Annotated in this window: 18 protein-coding genes; 8 read left to right on the plus strand and 10 right to left on the minus strand. The window is 68.6% G+C overall.

The features are described 5' to 3' along the window. Positions 1–98: 98 nt before the first annotated feature. The gene (rpsA, locus tag IU449_RS25615; protein ID WP_195004723.1) at positions 99–1,562 is read right to left on the minus strand and encodes a 30S ribosomal protein S1; all 1,464 of its coding nucleotides are present in this window, start codon (positions 1,560–1,562) and stop codon (positions 99–101) included. 384 nt (positions 1,563–1,946) lie between these two features. Between rpsA and IU449_RS25620 the strand changes: the two genes are divergently transcribed. Then, entirely contained in the window at positions 1,947–2,807 is an 861-nt protein-coding gene (locus tag IU449_RS25620; protein ID WP_324188437.1) for a class I SAM-dependent methyltransferase, read from the plus strand. A 92-nt stretch (positions 2,808–2,899) separates the two neighbouring features. Here the strand turns inward: IU449_RS25620 and IU449_RS25625 are convergent, their stop codons facing one another. The 5 genes from IU449_RS25625 to IU449_RS25645 form a co-directional block, all read right to left on the minus strand. Then, on the minus strand, positions 2,900–3,082 hold the full coding sequence (locus IU449_RS25625; protein WP_195004725.1) for a toxin-antitoxin system HicB family antitoxin: 183 nt from the start codon (positions 3,080–3,082) through the stop codon (positions 2,900–2,902). A 10-nt stretch (positions 3,083–3,092) separates the two neighbouring features. Next, positions 3,093–3,974, minus strand: coding sequence for an SPFH domain-containing protein (locus IU449_RS25630; RefSeq protein ID WP_195004726.1), 882 nt, complete (start codon positions 3,972–3,974; stop codon positions 3,093–3,095). A gap of 105 nt (positions 3,975–4,079) precedes the next feature. Continuing rightward, positions 4,080–4,832: an amino acid ABC transporter ATP-binding protein gene (locus IU449_RS25635; protein WP_195004752.1), complete on the minus strand. Its 753-nt coding sequence runs from the start codon at positions 4,830–4,832 to the stop codon at positions 4,080–4,082. 26 nt (positions 4,833–4,858) lie between these two features. Continuing rightward, positions 4,859–5,758, minus strand: a complete 900-nt coding sequence (locus tag IU449_RS25640) for an amino acid ABC transporter permease (protein ID WP_195004753.1) — start codon at positions 5,756–5,758, stop codon at positions 4,859–4,861. Positions 5,759–5,842: 84 nt separating this feature from the next. Then, on the minus strand, positions 5,843–6,715 hold the full coding sequence (locus IU449_RS25645; RefSeq protein WP_416382239.1) for an ABC transporter substrate-binding protein: 873 nt from the start codon (positions 6,713–6,715) through the stop codon (positions 5,843–5,845). Between the two features lie 288 nt (positions 6,716–7,003). On the opposite strand from IU449_RS25645, the gene IU449_RS25650 reads away from it, so the two are divergent. The 5 genes from IU449_RS25650 (at position 7,004) to IU449_RS25670 (ending at position 11,077) form a co-directional block, all read left to right on the plus strand. After that, on the plus strand, positions 7,004–8,650 hold the full coding sequence (locus IU449_RS25650; RefSeq protein ID WP_195004727.1) for an acyl-CoA synthetase: 1,647 nt from the start codon (positions 7,004–7,006) through the stop codon (positions 8,648–8,650). Positions 8,651–8,728: 78 nt separating this feature from the next. Then, entirely contained in the window at positions 8,729–9,055 is a 327-nt protein-coding gene (locus tag IU449_RS25655; RefSeq protein ID WP_195004728.1) for a hypothetical protein, read from the plus strand. Positions 9,056–9,159: 104 nt separating this feature from the next. Continuing rightward, positions 9,160–9,666 (plus strand): hypothetical protein, encoded by a 507-nt coding sequence (locus IU449_RS25660; RefSeq protein ID WP_195004729.1) that lies wholly within the window; start codon positions 9,160–9,162, stop codon positions 9,664–9,666. 137 nt (positions 9,667–9,803) lie between these two features. Continuing rightward, positions 9,804–10,277 (plus strand): PRC-barrel domain-containing protein, encoded by a 474-nt coding sequence (locus IU449_RS25665; protein WP_228805719.1) that lies wholly within the window; start codon positions 9,804–9,806, stop codon positions 10,275–10,277. A 296-nt stretch (positions 10,278–10,573) separates the two neighbouring features. Beyond that, a complete protein-coding gene (locus tag IU449_RS25670; protein ID WP_195004731.1) occupies positions 10,574–11,077 on the plus strand; it encodes a PRC-barrel domain-containing protein in 504 nt (167 codons plus the stop codon). A gap of 132 nt (positions 11,078–11,209) precedes the next feature. Here IU449_RS25670 and IU449_RS25675 read toward each other — a convergent pair whose 3' ends face one another. Beyond that, complete coding sequence (locus tag IU449_RS25675; protein WP_195004755.1) at positions 11,210–12,280, minus strand: isocitrate/isopropylmalate dehydrogenase family protein; 1,071 nt, start codon at positions 12,278–12,280, stop codon at positions 11,210–11,212. Between the two features lie 243 nt (positions 12,281–12,523). Between IU449_RS25675 and trxA the strand changes: the two genes are divergently transcribed. After that, positions 12,524–12,895: a thioredoxin gene (gene trxA, locus IU449_RS25680; RefSeq protein ID WP_195004732.1), complete on the plus strand. Its 372-nt coding sequence runs from the start codon at positions 12,524–12,526 to the stop codon at positions 12,893–12,895. Positions 12,896–12,977: 82 nt separating this feature from the next. Here the strand turns inward: trxA and IU449_RS25685 are convergent, their stop codons facing one another. Further along, positions 12,978–13,430, minus strand: a complete 453-nt coding sequence (locus tag IU449_RS25685) for an alpha-isopropylmalate synthase regulatory domain-containing protein (protein ID WP_228805720.1) — start codon at positions 13,428–13,430, stop codon at positions 12,978–12,980. 414 nt (positions 13,431–13,844) lie between these two features. Between IU449_RS25685 and IU449_RS25690 the strand changes: the two genes are divergently transcribed. Then, entirely contained in the window at positions 13,845–15,335 is a 1,491-nt protein-coding gene (locus IU449_RS25690; RefSeq protein WP_195004733.1) for an amidase, read from the plus strand. A gap of 15 nt (positions 15,336–15,350) precedes the next feature. Here the strand turns inward: IU449_RS25690 and IU449_RS25695 are convergent, their stop codons facing one another. Continuing rightward, entirely contained in the window at positions 15,351–15,572 is a 222-nt protein-coding gene (locus tag IU449_RS25695; protein ID WP_195004734.1) for a hypothetical protein, read from the minus strand. Between the two features lie 160 nt (positions 15,573–15,732). Then, positions 15,733–18,468, minus strand: a complete 2,736-nt coding sequence (gene polA, locus IU449_RS25700; RefSeq protein ID WP_195004735.1) for a DNA polymerase I — start codon at positions 18,466–18,468, stop codon at positions 15,733–15,735. Positions 18,469–18,577 lie beyond the last annotated feature (109 nt).

The raw sequence follows: 18,577 nt of genomic DNA on the forward strand, positions 1-18,577 counted from the left end.
GTCGTCTCCGCAGCTCTGGGTGCCACAGCCCGAGCAACGGGAAAGGCCCCGGTCCGAATCGGACCGGGGCCTTTCCGTCATGCTCGTGTCGGCGTGCCTCAGGCGTTGCCGGACAGCTTCTCCCGCAGCGCGGCGAGCTGCGCGTCGCTGGCCAGCGAACCACCGGCCGGCTCGGCCTGGCTCGCGGCCGACTGCGCACCGCTCTCGGAGGAGTAGTTGCCGCTGCCGCCGTTGGCCGCTTCGGCCTCGGCGTCGGCCGCCATCTTCTCCATCTGAGCCGTGTGCATCTTGTGACGACGCTCGGCCTCGGCGTAGCGCGACTCCCACTCGTCCCGCTGCTTCTCGTAACCCTCGAGCCACTCGTTGGTGTCGGGGTCGAAGCCTTCGGGGAAGATGTAGTTGCCCTGCTCGTCGTAGCTGTCGGCCATGCCGTACTTCGACGGGTCGAACTCGGCGCTGTAGTCCTCGTTGGCCTGCTTCAGGCTCAGCGAGATCCGGCGACGCTCCAGGTCGATGTCGATAACCTTGACCATCGCGTCGTCGCCGACGGCCACGACCTGGTCCGGCACCTCGACGTGGCGCTCGGCCAGCTCGGAGATGTGCACCAGGCCCTCGATGCCCTCTTCGACGCGGACGAAGGCACCGAACGGAACCAGCTTGGTGACCTTGCCCGGCACGATCTGGCCGATGGCGTGGGTGCGAGCGAACTGACGCCACGGATCTTCCTGGGTCGCCTTGAGCGACAGGGAGACGCGCTCGCGATCCAGATCGACGTCGAGGACCTCGACGGTGACCTCGTTGCCGACCTCGACGACCTCGGACGGGTGGTCGATGTGCTTCCAGGACAGCTCGGAGACGTGCACCAAGCCGTCCACGCCGCCCAGATCGACGAAGGCGCCGAAGTTGACGATCGAGGAGACCACACCCTTGCGGACCTGGCCCTTCTGCAGCTGGTGCAGGAACTCGCTACGGACCTCGGACTGGGTCTGCTCGAGCCAGGCGCGACGCGACAGGACCACGTTGTTGCGGTTCTTGTCGAGCTCGATGATCTTGGCCTCGATCTCCTTGCCGACGTACGGCTGGAGGTCGCGGACACGACGCATCTCGACCAGCGAGGCGGGAAGGAAGCCGCGCAGACCGATGTCGAGGATCAGGCCGCCCTTGACGACCTCGATGACGGTGCCCTTGACGGCCTCGTCCTTCTCCTTGAGCTCCTCGATGGTGCCCCACGCACGCTCGTACTGCGCCCGCTTCTTCGACAGGATCAGGCGGCCTTCCTTGTCCTCCTTGGTGAGAACAAGAGCCTCGACCTCATCGCCCACGGAAACGACCTCGTTGGGGTCGACATCGTGCTTGATGGACAGCTCGCGGGAGGGGATGACGCCTTCGGTCTTGTAACCGATGTCGAGCAGGACCTCGTCGCGGTCGACCTTGACGATGGTTCCTTCGACGATGTCGCCGTCGTTGAAGTACTTGATCGTGGCGTCGATGGCGGCGAGGAAATCCTCGGCGGAGCCGATGTCGTTGACGGCTACCTGCGGCGAGGTGACGGTGGTGGGCATATGTCGGTTTGCTCCGGACGGATTGTGGTCGGTTGCGGACATTGGAACTTTCGGTACGCTGCGTGATCATCGCGGCGCTGCGATGACGGGTACGTGAACCGTACCGCACCGCTCGATGCGTGAAACCCAGCACGGGGTGCCTCGTTTCCCAGTACGCTCGAGTCTTCCGATATCGCGATCCGATACCCGAAACCCCCAAGCACGCAAGGACCCACTGCACACTCGCGCGTTCAGCGTACGCGACCTTGGTCGACCGGGGCAAACCGGTCCGTACGCCACTCCGGCGACACGACCGAACCGGAGATGAACCCCGCGTCGACATGCCGAGATGTCGTTCCGGACGCAGTCGCGAGCCCCTCTCGAACGCACCGATACAGTGCTCGGGTGTCGGATGATCGCCATGCGAAAGCGAACGCAACGCTGGGTACCACGGGTATCGCCAGAACGCGGCTGAGTTCGGCCGACAGCCAGCGCGCCAGCCGCCGCTGGTGGGACGCCGATGCCGACGACTATCACCGCACGCACGCGGAGTTCCTCGGCGTCGACGCACCCGGCGGCGAATTCGTCTGGTGCCCGGAGGGCCTGCACGAGGGAGATGTACACCTGCTCGGCGAGGACCTGGCGGGCAAACGCGTCCTCGAGATCGGCTGCGGATCCGCCCCGTGCGCGCGTTGGCTCACCGGACAGGGCGCCTACGCCGTCGGCCTGGATCTGTCGATGGGAATGCTGCGGCGCGGGCTGGCGGCGATGGCGCAGTCCGCTCCCCACCAACCCCGGACGCCGCTGGTGCAAGCGGGCGCCGAGTCGCTGCCCTTCGCCGACGAGTCCTTCGACGCCGCCTGCTCGGCTTTCGGCGCGGTACCGTTCGTGGCCGATTCGGCGGCGGTGATGCGCGAGGTCGCTCGGGTGTTGCGGCCGGGCGGTCGCTGGGTGTTCTCGGTGAACCATCCGATGCGCTGGGTCTTCCCCGACGATCCCGGCCCCGACGGGTTGCGCGCGACCATCCCGTATTTCGACCGCACCCCGTACGTGGAGGTCGACGCCGACGGCGAGCCGACCTACGTCGAGCATCACCGCACGATCGGCGACCGGGTGCGCGAGATCGTCGCCGCCGGGTTGCTGATCGACGACCTGGTCGAGCCGGACTGGCCGGAGTGGCTGGAGCGGGAGTGGGGGCAGTGGAGCCCGCTGCGCGGCGAGATCTTCCCCGGTACCGCCATTTTCGTCACGCACAAACCGGCGTGAGAGCCGGACGGCCCCGGCACGCACAGGCCGGGGTCGTCCGTACTTCCGCTCAGGTCGCGTAGCCGGGCACGGACGCGCATGCCGCGTGCCCGTCAGCCGAGTTCGCCATCGGGTCGAGCGCCGGGCTTCGGCTTGCGCCCGGCCTGCTCCAGGGCCAGCCGTAACGCGTACTCGATCTGCGCGTTGATGCTGCGCAGGTCGTCGGCCGCCCACCGGGCGATCGCCTCGTGGACGGCCGGGTCGAGCCGCAGCAGCACCTTCTTCCGTTCGGCCATGGGCGCGCCGCTAGTACAGCGATCCGGCGTTGACCACCGGCTGTGTCGCGCGGTCGCCGCAGAGCACGACCAGCAGGTTCGACACCATCGCCGCGCGGCGCTCCTCGTCGAGTTCGACCACCCCCTGCGCGGTGAGCCGATCCAGTGCCATGCTGACCATCCCGACCGCTCCCTCCACGATGTGTGTGCGGGCGGCGACCACCTGCGCCGCCTGCTGACGGACCAGCATGGCTTGGGCGATCTCCGGCGCGTACGCCAGGTGGGTGATGCGCGCCTCGATCACCTCGATGCCCGCCATCGCGGTGCGTTCGCGCAGCTCGACGGTCAGCTCCTCGGCGATCTCGGTGCCGTCGCGCAGGCTGGTGCGCCCGACGTCGTGCGCGTCGTAGGGGTGCGTGGTGGCCAGGTGCCGGACCGCGGCCTCGGACTGGGTCTCCACGTACTCCTCGTAGTCGTCGACCGAGAAGGCCGCCTTGAAACTGTCGACCACCTTGTAGACGACCACCGCGCCGATCTCGACCGGGTTGCCGTCGGCGTCGTTGACCTTGAGTTTCTGGGTCTCGAAGTTGCGTACCCGCAGAGAGATGGACTTGCGGTCGGTCAGCGGGATCACCGAGTAGAAGCCGGGCTCGCTCACCGACCCGATGTACCGGCCGAAGAACTGCACCACCTTCGCCTCGTTGGGGTTGACCACGGTCAGCCCGGTGGCCGACAGGAGCAGGACGACAACCCCCACGCAGGCCGCGATGGCGGCGATCAGCGCGGGCACGTTGTCACCGCCGGCCGCGGCGACGAAGCCGAGCGCGGCCGCACCACCGAAGACGAGCAACAGCACCAGCAACGCCAGCAGTACGAGGAATCCGTTGACGCGCGACGCGGGCCGAAACTCCATGACAACCTCCCGGAATATCGAAGTGATATCACAAAGATAGCATGCGGGTCCCGGGCATACAGGAGCCCCGGACGTATCCGGGGCTCCTGTGGGTGTGGAGGATATTCAGAGCAGGCGGGACAGGAAGGTCTTCGTACGCTCCTGCTTCGGCTCGGCCAGCACCTCACGGGGCGGGCCGGATTCGACGACCACGCCGCCGTCCATGAACACCAGCTGATCCGCGACCTCCCTGGCGAAGCCCATCTCGTGGGTCACCACCACCATCGTCATCCCGCTGTCGGCGAGTTCTCGCATCACGGTGAGCACCTCGCCGACCAGTTCCGGATCCAGCGCCGAGGTCGGCTCGTCGAAGAGCATGAGCTTGGGATCCATCGCCAGCGCGCGGGCGATGGCGACGCGCTGCTGCTGGCCGCCGGACAGCTGCGCGGGGTAGGCGTCGGCCTTGTCGGCCATGCCGACCCTCCTGAGCAGTTCGCGCCCGCGCTCGACGGCCTCGGCCTTGGGCACCTTCTTGACCTGGGTCGGCGCCTCGATGATGTTCTCCAGCGCGGTGCGGTGCGGGAACAGATTGAAGTGCTGAAACACCATGCCGATGTCGCGGCGCTGCCTGGCCGCCTCACGCGGATGCAGTTCGTAGAGTTTGTCGCCCTTCTGCCGGTAACCGACCAGTTCGCCGTCGACATAGAGCCGTCCCGCGTCGACCTGCTCGAGATGGTTGATACAGCGCAGGAAGGTCGATTTGCCCGAGCCGGACGGGCCGATCAGGCACATCACCTCCCCGCGCGCCACCTCGAGCGAGACACCCGCGAGCACCCGCAGCGCGCCGAAGCTCTTGCACACCCGCTCGGCGCGGATCATCGGGACCGGCCCACCCGCCGTCACTGTCATTTCGCCACATCCGGTTTCTGCGCGTCGGCCAGTGCCCGCAATTGCCTGGCGGTCAACTGCCGTGACACGCCCCGCGAGTAATGCCGTTCCAGGTAGTACTGCCCGACCATGAGCACGCTGGTGATAGCCAGGTACCAGGTGGCGGTGACCAGCAACAACGGGATGGGCTGGAAGTTCACGCCGTAGATGTCACGGGCGCGGCCGTACAGGTCGGTGCTCAGCGGGATGGCCGTGACCAGCGAGGTGGTCTTGAGCATGCCGATGAGTTCGTTGCCGGTGGGTGGGATGACGACCCGCATCGACTGCGGCAGGACCGTGCGGCGCATGGTCTGCGACCAGGACATGCCCAGCGCGATCGAGGCCTCCCGCTGCCCCTCCCCGACCGAGTTGATGCCCGCGCGCACGATCTCGGCCATGTAGGCCGCCTCGTTGAGCCCGAGACCGATCACCGCGAAGGTGAACGCGGCCTGCAGATTCTGCACGTCCAGTTCGAAGAAGCTCGGCCCGAACGGCACCCCGAGAACGATCTGCTTGTAGAGCGAGGGGAACAGGCCCCAGAACACCAACTGCACGAATACCGGGGTGCCGCGGAAGATCCACAGATAGACCCACGAAGTCGCGCGCAGCACCGGATTCGGCGACAAGCGCATGACGGCCAGCACGGTGCCGAGCACGATCGCGATCAGCATGGCCAGCACGGTCAGTTCGAGGGTGACCACCGCGCCGGACAGGATGCGGGTGTCGAACAGGTAGCGGCCGTAGGTGCCCCACTGGTAGGCATCGTTGGTGGCCGCGCCGTAGACGAACAGTCCGGCCAGGACCAGAATCACCGCCGCCGCGATCCACCGCCCCGGCCTGCGCAGGGGCACCGCCCGGATCGGCTCGGGCTCCAGCATCGGGTCACCGGAGGGTCGCGCCGGCAGGTCCTCGCGCAGCGGATCCGTCGGTGCGGCCGCCTCGTCGTCGCTGTCTGTCATCGATCAGCTCACGGCCCCGTTGATCACCGACTCGGTGATGGCGCCTTCCTGCACACCCCAGTTCTCGGTGATCTGCTTGTACTGGCCGTTCTCGATCAGGTGATTGACCGCGGCCTGCAGGGCGGCCGCCAGGGGCGAGCCCTTCTCGACGGCCCAGCCGTACGGGGCGGAGTCGAAGACCGGGCCGGCGAGTTCGATCTTGCCGCCGCTCTGCTTGACCGCGTACGCGGTGACCGGCGAATCCGCCGACATGGCGTCGACCTGACCTTGGACCAGGGCGTTGGTGGCCGCGCTCTGCTCGTCGAAGGCCTTGATGTCGATGGGCGCCTTGCCCTCGGCCACGCACTTGTCGCTCTTGGCGGGTACCTCGTCGGTGTGCTCGACGGTGGTGGCCTGCACGGCGACCCGCAGGCCGCAGGCATTGTCCGGGTCGATCGGCTTACCGGTCTGCTGCGCCCACTGGATGCCCGCGTTGAAGTAAGTGGTGAAGTCGACCTGCTTCTCACGCTCCGCGGAGTCGGTGATCGACGACATGCCGACGTCGTAGGTGCCGGCCTGAATCGCCGGGATGATCTTCTCGAACGCCGATTCCACGTATTCGGCCTCGATACCGAGCACCGCGGTCACGGCGTTCATCAGGTCCACGTCGAATCCGACGATGTTGCCCGAGGCGTCCTTGTACTCGTTGGGCTGATAGGGCACGTTGACCCCGACCACCAGCTTGCCCGCCTGCGCGATGTCATCGGGCAACGTCGCGGCGATTTCGGAGACCTCGGAGACCTCGACTTCGGCGACCTCGTCACCGGAGCCCTCGGTGTTGGTCGTGCACCCGCTCAGGATCAGCGCGCCGCCGAACACCACGCACAACGCTCGCACAACAGACACAGCAGCCTCCACTCTCCATGGGTGAAACCGCGCGTTCACCGCACGGTCGCAATGTAAGCGAGACGACGCCTTCGCGCTGGACAGTAATCCAAAGGAAACAGAATTTCGGGCATCACGTGTCAGGGCCGCGGGCACCGCGCGGGCGGCTCGGCACGCCCGCCCGCCCGAAGTGATCTCACCAATAAGTGAATGAGGATTCTCCCCCTCGGCTAGGCTCGGCCCCACTGGTGCGGGGCGCGGGAACGCGGTCGAGTCGAGTGGAGAGTGCAGTTGGGAAAGATGGTTTCGCCACGGGAGATCGTGCGAACGGCAGCCGATGGGGTCGCCGCGGTGAGGGTGCTGAGCAAGCGCGGGATGATCGACCCGTTGCGACCCGCGGAAACGCTGCGCACCGTGCGCGACTCGAAGATCTACGGTCCTTTCACGACGGTGATGCGACACGGGGTGCGCGCCCACCGCGATTCCCCCGCGCTCGTCGACGAGCGCGGCACCCTCACGTTCGCCGAACTCGACCGGCAGTCCGACGCCCTGGCTCACGGCCTGGCCGCGGCCGGGCTGGGCGCCGACACGGTGCTCGCCTCGCTGTGCCGCGATCACCGCGGCATGATCCTGACCATGCTGGCGGCGGGCAAGCTCGGCGCGCGTCTGGTGCTGATGAACACCGGCTTCGCCAAGCCGCAACTGGCCGACGTGTCGATTCGCGAGAAGGTCCAGGCGATCCTGTACGACAGCGAGTTCGCGGCGGTCGTCGAAGCGGTGCCCGCGACCACCAAGCGCTTCCTGACCTGGGTCGACGAACCGATTCCCGGCGACACCACGCCGACGATCGACGCGCTCGTCGCAGCCCATTCCGACGGCCCGCCGCCCGCGCCGCCCGCCGAGCCCGGCGGGATCGTGATCCTGACCAGCGGCACCACCGGAACGCCGAAGGGCGCGCCGCGCGACAAGGTCTCACCGCTGACCTCGGCCCAGTTCCTCGATCGCATCCCACTGCCGAAAGAGGACACCATCGTCATGGCCGCGCCGGTCTTCCACGGCACCGGGCTGTCCCAGCTCGGATTGGGCTGGGGCCTGGGCAACAAGGTGGTGCTGCGTCAGCGCAAGTTCGACCCGGAAGCCACCGTCGCGGCGATCGCCGAGCATCGCGCCGCCACCCTGGTTCTGGTGCCGACCATGCTGCAGCGCATCGTCGATCTCGGCCCGGAGGTCCTCTCCCGCTACGACACCTCGTCGTTGCGGGTGATCTTCGCGGCCGGCTCCGCGATGTCACCGGATCTGAGCGCGCGCACCGAAGCGGCCTTCGGCGAGGTCCTGTACAACCTCTACGCCTCCACCGAGGTCGCCGTCGCCGCCGTCGCCACCCCACGCGACATGCGCGAAGCGCCGGGCACGGTGGGCCGCCCGCCGGTCGGTTGCCGGGTGGCGATCTACGACGAACAGCGCAGGAAGGTCACCGAACCGGGCGTGGTCGGCACGATCTTCGTCTCCAGTGGCCTGAGTTTCAGCGGTTACACCGACGGCCGCACCAAAGAGACCGTCGACGGCCTGCTCTCCAGTGGTGACGTCGGGCATTTCGACGCCGCGGGCAGGCTGTTCATCGACGGCCGCGACGACGACATGATCATCTCCGGCGGCGAGAACGTCTTCCCGTTGGAGGTGGAGAACTTGCTGGTGGAGCGGCCCGACGTGCTCGAGGCCGCGGTGGTCGGCGTGCCCGATCGCGATTTCGGCAAGCGCCTGCGCGCCTTCGTCGTCACCACCGCGGACGCCGCCCGCGATCCACAGGAGATCAAGGACTACGTCAAGGCGAACCTGGCCCGTCACAAGGTGCCCCGCGATGTCGTCTTCCTCGACGAACTGCCCCGCAACGCCACCGGCAAGCTGCTGCGCCGCGCGCTCGAGGAACAGGAGAGCACCGCCGGCTAACTCCCCGCGAAGCCGGACACGCCGAACTCACGGCTGGGAGTTCCCGGCGTGTCCCTCACCGGGGGAACAATGACCCGCGTGACCGATGTGTCGGAGATTCGCGACCTGGACTGCCTGGTGGAGATCACCTGGCCGGCCGGTTCGCGGCCGTGGTGGGCAGCCCGGCACACCGGTACCGGCGCGCAGGTGGCGGCGGCGCTGGACGAATTGGCGGTGCGGGTCCGCATCGACCACTGGGCGCGGGCGCTGTCGGTGCTCGACGAACCGCTGGTCGGCTACAGCCTGACCGTCTGCGATCCCGACGGCGATTTCCTCATCGACTACGCGGCGGCGGTCTCGCTGCAGGCGGTGCCCACCGTCATCCACGCGCACGCGCACCGGATCCGCGAGCACGCCTGCCGCTAGCCTGATTCCTTACCGCCGCCACAGGTTTCGGGTCGCGGCGGCTTGTAGGGTGAGCCCTGGAACCCGGAGCACGTGCCGGGCCCGCGGAGAAGGGAATGCAGGCGATGCCGGATACCTCGACCGAGGTACTCCTCGACGATTTCGAGCACAGGGACGACTGGGCGATCGTGGGCTCAGGCGCGACGCAGACGCATCTGACCACCTTTGTCGAGGGCGCGCCCGCCAAGCGCCCCGGCGTCTACGCCGACGGCGAGCGCGGGGCCGACCATCGCGCGGTCGTCCTGCTGATCCGCTCGGCCACCGAAGGTTTCGAGGTCGAACTCGCACCGCGGGCGGAGCACTCGCGGAGCCTGCCCGCCGCGACCAGCGAACTGCGGCTGTGGATCCGTTCGCCACACGCCGACGTTCGCGTGTGGGCGGATCTGGCCGAGGGCGCGGTGCCGCTCGGTTCGACCTCCGCCGCGGGCGAGTGGATCCGGCTGCACCACCGATTCGCCACACCGATCGCCGCCACGGAACTGCGCGCCCTGCGGATCCGGCTCGATGTGGTGACCAAACAGGCGGGCGAGGTCATGATCCTGCTCGACGACCTCACCGCTCTCACGGCCTGAGCCCGGCCGGGAAGCCTGCCCGATCCGCCCGGCGCACCCCGGGCAGCGGGCCGGTGTTTGCGGCGCACCGGGCACGGGTAGGTGCGGGTACACCCCGCACGGCCAACCGAGATCCATCCGACAACCGAGGAGTGATCATGGCTCAGTCATTGCTCGACTCCGTGATCGGCAGCACGGTTCTCGACGCCAACGGCGAAACGGTCGGCGCCGTCGAAGAGATCTACATCGACGACGACAGCGGTTCGCCGACATGGGTGGCGGTCGCCACCGACATGGTCGAAGGCAATTCGCTGGTGCCGCTCTCCGGTGCCCAGCATCGGTACGACCGCGAATCGCTCCGAGTCCAGGTGAGCAAGGAACGCGTGCGCACGGCCCCGCATCGCGATCGCGACGGCGGAGTCAGCCGCAGGGCCGAAGCAGAACTGTTCGCGCACTACGGCATCGACCCGCGCCGCAGCGGCTGGGACACCTACGGACGCCATCGCATCCACCCCGGATCCGAGGAGCCCCTCACCCACGGACCCGCGACACAGCCCGATCGCCACGCCTCGACGCGCACGGAGCCGGTCGCCTCAGTGCGCCTGCGCAGGTACGTCGCCGCGGAGCGGTGACGACGAGAGGCGCCGCGGAGCGATGATGACGAGAGGCGCCGCGGAGCGATGATGACGAGGGCTGCCGCGGAGCGGTGGCCCTCGTCTGCTGCGCAGCGGTGATCGGACGTCCTCCCCCACCCGACACGATGAACGCATCGCCCGGCAGGAATCCGCCGCTACGGCGTGAACGTGGCCTGTGGTGTTTGCCGAAGGGACCCCTCGGGTAGTTGCCTGAATGTAGCTGATCAGCAGCTCATGCCCCGATGCCTTCTCGCAGGGGCCCCGGGAAACCCCACGACCACCGAGGAGCGAACATGGCTCGGTCACTGCTCGATTCCTTGCTCGACAGCACGGTTCTCGACGCCGACGGCGACAAGATCGGCAGAGTGAAGCAGATCTACCTCGACAACGACAGCGGTTCCCCCACCTGGGTCGCGGTGTCCACCGGATTGTTCTCCAGCGATTCGCTGGTACCTCTGGTGGGTGCCCGGCGCCAGGGTGACAAGGATGCCGTGCGGGTGCAGGTGAGCAAGGCCCAAGTCAAGTCCGCCCCGAACCTGGACTCCGACGGTCGTATCAGCCGCGACGCCGAGGCCGAATTGTTCTCCCATTACGGCATCGATCCGGGGCAGTCGGCCTGGGACCACGGCGGTCAGCTGATGCGCTCCGGCTCCGTCGATCCGATGTCTCGGGGGCGCGGCGACGCCGCACCGCGCGAGGGGGACCCGGTCCGCTCCGAGGAGCAGCTCGCGTTCGGCGCCGAGCGTCCGGTCGGCAAGCATCACCGTCGTCCGGACGAGCTCCGCGACCGCTGGTGACGAATTGGCGGTGACACCGCGGCGGACTCGCGGCGGCCCACCCTGCACCACAGGATGCGCGCCGGGAGGACGGCCTCGGGCGGCGATGCGTTCACCGATTTCCGGCCGATGAGAGGGGCGCGTGCGGCCCCTTCAGCGGCGATGCGTCCGCGCACACACCTGCTCGGTGAACGCCGCGGTCGAGGCCGTGCCGCCGAGGTCGGCTGTGGCGATGCCCGCCGCGAAGGTGGCCGCCACCGCCGCGTCGATGCGTTCGGCGGCGTGGGTGAGCGTCGCATCGCCGTCGCGAGTTCCCAACCACCGCAACAACATCGCCGCGGACAGCTGCATCGCCACGGGGTCGGCGCGATTGTGCCCGGCGATGTCGGGGGCCGCGCCGTGCACCGCCTGGGCCATCGCGCGGGTCGCCGAGCAGTTCAGCGACGGCGCGGTGCCCAGCGATCCGCTGAGCTGGCCGGCGAGGTCGGAGAGGATGTCGCCGAAGAGGTTCTCGGTGACCACCACGTCGTAGTCGCCCGGGGCGCGCACCAGGTGGGCGGCGGCAGCGTCGACGTGCTCGTCGTCGACTCGCACATCGGGATATGCCCTCGCCACCTCGTAGCAGACATCGCGGAACAGCCCCATGGTGCGCGGCAGCACGTTCGCCTTGTGCACGATGGTCACCTTCTTGCGGCGGCTCGCGGCCAGCCGCATCGCCTGGTGCGCGATCCGCTCGCTGGCCGCGCGGGTGATGACCGCGATCGACATGGCCATGTCGGCGGTGGGCTGGAACTCGCCCGATCCGGCGAACATGTTCCGATCGGCGTAGAAACCTTCGCTGTTCTCCCGCACCACCACCAGGTCGATCCCGAGGGCCGCGGCCCGCACGCCGGGGAAGGCACGCGCCGGGCGGATATTGGCGTAGAGGTCGAAGCGCTTGCGGATCGCACCACCCGGCGGCGTCGAGGCCCGGAACTCAGCGGGGTAGGAGACATTGTCGTGCGGGCCGAGCACCCAGGCGTCCAGCCCCGCGAGCACCTCGATCGTCCGCTCCGGCAGCGGGTGGCCGAACTCCGCGATCGCCCGATGGCCGATGACGGCGGGCACCCATTCGATCGGCGCGCCACCGACCGCCGACACCGCTTCGTCGACCACCGCGCGGGCGGACCGGACGACCTCGGGACCGATGCCGTCGCCTTCGATCAGGCCGAGCCGTCTCGGGATCGTCGGTGCGGCGGCTCGGCCTGATCGGGAAGGACCGGCGTTCTTCGCTTCGCTCACCGGCCTATCATGGCGCCGCCTCCTCACGCCGCTCGCGCGACCCGCCCGACGAGGCGTTTTCCCACCCGAGCCTCGGGTACTCCGAGCGGAACGGCGAACGACGCCACGCCGGGCCGGCATGCCACGGGGGAAGATGGACGGCGTCCCCGGCGTTACAGCAGGCGACACACGACACGAGAGGACGTCATGGCGACCCAGACGCTCACCCAGCAGAATTTCGACGAAGTAGTCACCGGCAACGACGTGGTGCTGGTCGATTTCTGGGCCGAATGGTGCGGACCGTGCCGCAGCTTCGCGCCCACCTACGAAGCTTCTTCGACCAAGCATCCCGACGTCGTGCACGGCAAGGTGGACACCGAGGCCGAGCAGGGCTTGGCCGCCGCCGCCAATATCCGCTCGATCCCGACCATCATGGCCTTCCGCGAGGGCGTGCTCGTGTTCGCACAGCCCGGGGCGCTGCCGCCCGCCGCGCTCGAGGACCTGGTCACACAGGTGAAGGCGCTGGACATGGACGAGGTGCGCAAGCAGCTCGCCGAGCAGCAGTCCGCCGGGGAGTAGTCCCGGCACAGCGCGAACGGCTCGCCCATACTTGGTTGGGCGAGCCGTTGTTCTTCCGCGGAACTCTTCCGTGCGAAACCGGTCAGGAACCGAGCCGGTTGACGCCGGAAAGAATGGCACGGACCGAGGATTCGGCGCTGTCATCGGCCATGGCGGCGCCCCAGCCGCGCTTGCCGTTGAACTCGCAGCGGATGAAGGTCGCGGTGCCCTCACCGGTGCGGCGCTGGTGGAACTGCAGGATCTCGACCGGATAGCCCTCTTCGTAGAGGGCCGAGGTCAGTGCGGCGACCGGGCTGCCGGTGGTGGCCACGGTGCGCAGCCTGTCGGCGAACTCGAGCGTCGCGGTATAGGCGGCGGCCCGGTCACCGGTCGCGGCCCAGTCACTGAGCCGGATCGGGCCGGTCTCGCGGCAGTAGCGATCGTGGAACTCGGCCGGAGTCATTCCGGCGCTCTCGGCGCGCAGGCCGCGCGGGGCGGCGGAGGCCAGCGCCTGGGGGTCGATGGTCGTGGGCATGGTGGCAAAGGACATGGTCATTGAAGAAGGTCTTCCCGAAGAAGTCGGTGGAGGGGACCAGCATCAACAGAGGTAACAGCCCGCAGCGAGGGGGCCGGTCCGAAATCAGACCCCGCTACGGCGGGTTACTACGACGGGTAGCGCGTATGCCGGGGTGGCGGCGGTCTGCGCGTTCATGGTGAGCCCGGCAAGAGCCATCGGCGACACGGCGTCGCGGTCGGCGACACCTAGCGCTGCGCTGCTGTGTTGCGCTGCGCGAAAGCGATGGGCGGGATTCGGCACGGTCTCGACAATAGGCACCCGAATGCCGGACCGCAACCTTATCGAGCCCCTGATGTCGCTACCGGTGAGTATCATCACCGCAGCTCACGGCCATGGCGCCGAACTCGGCGTGGCGCGAGCCCGTCCGGGCGCGAGGTGTGAGAGGAATGACACATGCGATTCGACGAATACCGCGCGTACGACGCGATCGGTCTGGCCGCGCTCGTCGCCGCCGGTGAGGTGCGCCCGATCGAACTCCTCGAACTCGCGCTGGCCCGCTGCACCGAGGTCGATCCCGCTCTCGATGTCCTCACCACCCTGCTGGAGCGCCCTGCCCGCGAGCGTGCCGCCGGCGCCCTCGACGGACCGTTCGCCGGTGTCCCGTTCCTCGTCAAGGACCTGATGCAGGACTACGCCGGGCATCCCACCTCGGCGGGCACCGGTCCGCTGCGCGCGGTCCCCGCCGCGGAGCACAGCATCGTCGTCCGGCGCTGGCTCGATGCAGGTCTGGTGATCTTCGGCAAGACCACCACCCCCGAATTCGGCTGCAAGGCCGTCACCGTCTCGCGCACCTTCGGAATCACCCGCAACCCTTGGGATCTCACGCGCACTCCGGGCGGCTCCTCCGGCGGGTCGGCCGCGGCTGTGGCCGCCGGAGTCGTACCGGTCGCGGGCGCCAACGACGGCGGCGGCTCCATTCGCATTCCCGCCGCGTGTACGGGACTGTTCGGCTTGAAACCCGGCCGCGGCCTCGTCCCCAACGGGCCGCTGGCCGGTGACTCCATCCTCGGTGCGGGCGTGCAGGGTGTGGTCTCGCGCAGTGTCCGCGACACCGCCGCCATGCTCGATCTCCTGTCCCCGCCCGACCCCGGCGCGCCCTACACCGTGGCTCGCCCGCTCCAGCCCTACCTCGACGCGATCGCGCTGCCGCCCGGACCGCTGCGTATCGGCTTCACCGACCGCTCCCCCCTCGGCACCCCCGTACACGAGCACGCGACCGCCGTCGTCACCGAGACAGCCCGCCTGCTGGAGTCTCTGGGACACAAGGTGGAGCCGGCCGAACCCGACATCGACGGGCTGGCACTGGCGCACGATTTCATGACCGTCTGGACCGCGCACCTGGCCGCTTCGATCGCCCAGACCTGCGCCCGCACCGGGGCCTCACCCACCGATTTCGATGTCGACACCCAGGCCATGGCCGCCGTGGGCCGCAGCCTGTCCGGTCCCGCCCTGGTTGCCGCCGGTGACCGCTGGAACGCGTACACCCGCGCCCTGGCCGAGTTCCACACCCGCTACGACCTGCTGCTCAGCCCCACACTCGCCGAACCGCCCCTGCTCATCGGCCGTGACGATCTGCCTCGGGCGGCCGCCGCGATCCTGCCGCACCTGCTGCGGGCGGGTGCGGGCCATATCGTCGCGCGCACCGGCATGTACCGCAACACCGTGACCGCCAACCTCTCCGCGGCCCCGTTCACCCAGCTCGCCAATGTCACCGGCAGGCCTGCCATGAGCGTCCCGCTCGGGAAGACCCCCGAGCGCCTGCCGATGGGCGCGCATTTCACCGGCGCGACCGGGAGCGAAGCGCTGTTGCTGCGCTTGGCCGCCCAGCTGGAGTCGGCCGCGCCGTGGTTCGACCGGCATCCCCCGGAGATCGCCCCACGATGAAGCCGGTCGCCGCCGTCAGCGCAGTGACAGGGTGGTCGCCGAAACGATGTGCGTCAGCTTCTCCGGGTTCCGGACGTAGTACAGACCGGTGATCCGGCCGTCGGCCACGTGGATCGACAGCACGCCGTCCACTTCGCCGTTCACGCTGATCACGAATGCCGGGCCGCCGTCGACCACGACCGGCTCGAAAGACGGCGCCGCGCCGCCGTCACGGATGACACCGAACACGAAGACCACCAGCCGGACCCGATCCGACAGCAGCTCCCGCCGAATCCACGACCGGCGACCGGCTGGTGCGGGCGGCTGCGATTCATGTGTCCTCCTCCATCGCAGGGTTCGGACACAGGACACCGGCTGCGCGACCCGTGTGACAGCGCGTGACTCAGCTCATGCCCGATCAGTGCGCGGCGGAATCCCAGCTGCGACCGGTGCCGACCGAGACGTCCAGGGGCACCGACAGCGAGATCGCCGACGCCATCCGGTCGCGGGCCAGCGCTTCGAGCGCCTCTCGCTCGCCGTCGGCGACCTCGAAGACGAGTTCGTCGTGGATCTGCAGCAGCATGCGCGACCGCAGGCCCGCGGCCGGGATCGCCTGGTGCACGTCGATCATCGCGACCTTGATGATGTCGGCGGCGGTGCCCTGGATCGGGGCGTTGAGCGCCATCCGTTCGGCCGATTCGCGACGCTGCCGATTCCCGGAATCCAGATCGGGCAGGTAGCGACGACGGCCGAACAGGGTCTCGGTATACCCCACCTTGCGGGCCTGCTCGACGACCTCGTGCAGGTAGTCGCGGATGCGCCCGAACCGGGAGAAGTAGATGTCCATCTGTTCCTTGGCCTCGGCGGTGCTGATCTTCAGCTGGGCCGACAGGCCGTAGGAGCTCAGCCCGTAGGCCAGCCCGTAGGACATGGCCTTGATGCGCCTGCGCAGCTCCGGGGTCACCTCCGAGATCGGGATGTCGAACGCCTTGGAGGCCACGAAGCTGTGCAGATCCTCGCCGGAGTTGAACGCCTCGATGAGCCCTTCGTCGCCGGACAGGTGGGCCATGATCCGCATCTCGATCTGGCTGTAGTCGGCCGACATCAGCTCGGTGTAGCCGGGCCCGACGACGAAGGTGTCGCGGATCATCCGGCCGGTGTCGGTGCGGATCGGGATGTTCTGCAGGTTCGGCTCGGTGGAGGACAACCGGCCGGTGGCCGCGATGGTCTGGTTGAAGGTGGTGTGGATGCGGCCGTCGTCGGCGACCGACTTCAGCAAGCCGTCCACGGTCACCTTCAACCGGGTGGCGTCGCGGTGCGCGAGCAGGTGTTCGAGGAAGGGATGCTGGGTCTTCTCGAACAGTGATTCCAGTGCGTCGGCATCGGTGGTGTAGCCGGTCTTGGTGCGCTTGGTCTTCGGCATGTCGAGTTCGTCGAAGAGCACCACCTGCAACTGTTTGGGCGAGCCGAGGTTGATCTGCTTGCCGATCACCCCGTAGGCGGCTTCGGCGGCTCGAGCCACCTTGTCGGCGAACTGCCGTTGCAGTGCCTCGAGCTGATCACAGTCGACCGCGATGCCCGCGTGCTCGAGTTCGGCCAGCACCGACAGCAGCGGCAGCTCCATATCGGTGAGCAGCGCCGTGGACTCGATCTTCTCCAGCTCGGCGTCCAGCGCCTCGGCCAGGTCGAGCACCGCGCGAGCGCGCAGCATCTGCGCGCGCGCGATCTCGGCATCGAGGGTGTCCTCGTCGTCGAGCAGCGAGAGCTGGGCGCTGTCGTCGGTCTCGGCGCGCAGTTCGCGGTGCAGATAGCGCAGCGAGAGGTCGTCGAGGTTGAAGCTGCGCTGGCCCGGTCGCACCAGGTAGGCGGCCAGCGCGGTGTCGCTGGTGAGCCCGCCGAGGTGCCAGCCCCGCCCGCGCAGCGCGTGCATCGCCGCCTTCGCCTCGTGCAGTGCCTTCGGCACCTGTGGGTCGGCCAGCCAGGCGCCGAGCGCCGCCTCGTCCTCCGGGGTCAGGATCGCGACATCGATGTAGCCGCTCTCCCCGTCGCCGCAGGCGATGGCGAGCGCCGTCACGTCGCCGTGCGCGGGGGTGCCCTTGCCGACGACCGAGACGCCATGGCGCACACCGGATGTCGCGTGCTCTGCCAGCCAGTCCGCGACCGCGCCGACGGCGAGCGCGCCACCGCTGATCTCGAACCCGGACTCGGCTTCGGGTTGCGGCGGCGCCAGCGTCTCGAACAGCCGGTCGCGCAGTACCCGGAACTCGAGGTCGTCGAACAGCCGGTGGATCTTCTCCCGATCCCACGGCCCCTGCGCCAGCTGGTCCGGGGTGTAGGGCAGCGACACGTCCTTGAGCATCTCGGTCAGCTGCCGGTTCAGCACCACGCTGCTCAGATTGGCCCGCAGCGCGTCACCGACCTTGCCTTTCACCGTGTCGACCTTTTCCACCAGCGTGGCCAGATCGCCGTACTCGCGGATCCATTTCGCGGCGGTCTTCTCCCCCACACCCGGGATGCCGGGCAGGTTGTCGCTCGGGTCGCCCCGCAGCGCCGCGTAGTCGGGATACTGCGCGGGGGTCAGCCCGTACTTGGCCATCACCTCTTCCGGGGTGAATCGGGTCAGATCGGAGACGCCCTTGCGGGGATACAGCACCGTCACGTCGTCGTCGACCAGTTGCAGCGAGTCCCTGTCCCCGGTGACGATCAGGACGCGGAATCCCTGCGCTCGCGCCTGTGTGGTGATGGTCGCGATCAGGTCGTCGGCCTCGTACCCCTCGATCGCCATGACCGGGATACCCAGCGCGGCCAGCACGTCCTTCGTCAGCTCCACCTGCCCCCGGAACTCGTCCGGCGTCTGGCTACGGTTGGCCTTGTACTCCGGGTAGGCCTCGGTGCGGAAAGTCTTGCGCGACACGTCGAACGCCGCCGCGATATGCGTGGGCTTCTCGTCGCGCAGCAGATTGATCAGCATCGCGGTGAACCCGTACACCGCGTTCGTGGTCTGCCCCGTCACCGTCTTGAAGTTCTCCGCGGGTAGCGCGAAGAACGCCCGATAAGCGATGGAATGGCCGTCCAGCAACAGCAGTGTCGGCCGGTCACCCCCGGCGGGGGCGGCGCTGGAACCCGGACGCTGAGTGGTGGTCGCTGGAGTCACCCGTCAGAGTGTATTGAGCCGCACCGACAACGTCGGCACAGGGCACGAGACCCGCTCGCGACGGACGCCGTCGCCCCGAGGCAGGTACCTCGGGGCGGCGGTGTCCCGC

The organism is Nocardia higoensis (assembly GCF_015477835.1).
Lineage (GTDB): Bacteria > Actinomycetota > Actinomycetes > Mycobacteriales > Mycobacteriaceae > Nocardia > Nocardia higoensis_A.